We start from the raw sequence: 903 nt of genomic DNA on the forward strand, positions 1-903 counted from the left end.
GAAGGGAAGACACCGGCCTGGGCCGGTGTCTAGATCTGTGTAATCAGCCAAACCACACCATAATTACTCTATACCGGCCTTGATTAGGGTCTCGCTGTATTGCTTGTCCACTTTGAAGATATGGTTGAGCAGCCAGTTCTTGAGGAAGATAATAATCTCCATGTCGAGCTCCTGCTTATCTTTGTCTTCGCGGTGGATCAGGGTGCCCAGTTCAGTAAGCAGCTTACTGTGCTCTTGCTTGTGCCGTTGCAGATCGGGATAGCGAGCTCGTTCCATACTGCGTTCTTCATCGGAAAAGTGCTGAGTTGCCAACTTGAGTAGCTCGTCCAACCTCTGTTTGCGCTGCTGGGGTGGCTTCTTTTCACGTACCGCATGGTAGAAACGGTTCATTGCATCGAACAGCCCCTGATGCTGGCGATCAACGCTCGGGACATTGACCATAAAGGTTTCATTCCAACGTAATAGATCGTGTTCGTGTTTCTTGCGTGCCTGCTGATTCACATCGAACTGATCGCTAATAAGCCGGATCTCTTCGTTAGCTTGATTCAGTTCCCTGGTATGGATGCGGCTTTCGTGGGCTAGATCCAGGCATTCGTGGGCGATATTGGCGACCTGCATGACGTTGCGGTTGGTTTCTTCGGTTACTTTGGCCTGCTGCTCCGCCGCAGTGGCAATCTGGCTGTTCATGTCTGCGACCCGGTTAACTGCTGCGACGATGGCACTCAAGGTTTCACCGGTGCTTGCCGCCTGGCTGACAGCCTGTTCACTAACATTGCGGGTAGTGTGCATGGTGCTGACTGCATGGCGGGTATTGTTCTGCAGTGCCTCCATCCGTTGCTGAATATCGACGGTGGCAGCCTGGGTGCGGGTTGCAAGTTGGCGTACCTCGTCGGCCACTACCGC

1 protein-coding gene is annotated in these 903 nt (G+C 53.0%); it reads right to left on the minus strand.

From position 1 onward, the window contains the following. Nucleotides 1–63 precede the first annotated feature (63 nt). The coding region (locus BN1128_RS22360; RefSeq protein ID WP_042873007.1) for a bacteriohemerythrin at nt 64–903 on the minus strand (840 nt) is incomplete at its 5' end.

This window comes from Aeromonas piscicola, from assembly GCF_000820005.1.
GTDB classification, from domain to species: domain Bacteria; phylum Pseudomonadota; class Gammaproteobacteria; order Enterobacterales; family Aeromonadaceae; genus Aeromonas; species Aeromonas piscicola.